Annotated in this window: 1 protein-coding gene; it reads right to left on the bottom strand. The window is 33.0% G+C overall.

Annotation, left to right across the window (positions count from 1 at the left end; genetic code table 11):
* On the bottom strand, positions 1–270 hold a 270-nt coding region (locus AOA61_RS30600; RefSeq protein WP_143521291.1), incomplete at both ends, for an NAD-dependent epimerase/dehydratase family protein.

A 270-nucleotide genomic window follows, 5' to 3' on the forward strand; every position in this document is an offset into this window, starting at 1 on the left:
AGGCTAATATATGAACCTTTACTAAATCGTTCACATGAATATAATCTCTTATACAAGTTCCATCTTCTGTATCATAGTCATTTCCGTTGACAATAACATTCTTCCTTTTTTTTAAAAGGTGAAATAAAACATTCGGGATCAAATGTGTCTCAGGTTCATGGTCTTCACCAAGAATACCCTCTGGATCAGCTCCAGCTACATTAAAATAGCGAAGTATGACAAATTTTAACCCATCTGATTTTGATAGATATCTTACCATTTGTTCAATCA

Source organism: Pseudomonas sp. 2995-1 (assembly GCF_002742505.1).
GTDB classification, from domain to species: domain Bacteria; phylum Pseudomonadota; class Gammaproteobacteria; order Pseudomonadales; family Pseudomonadaceae; genus Aquipseudomonas; species Aquipseudomonas sivasensis.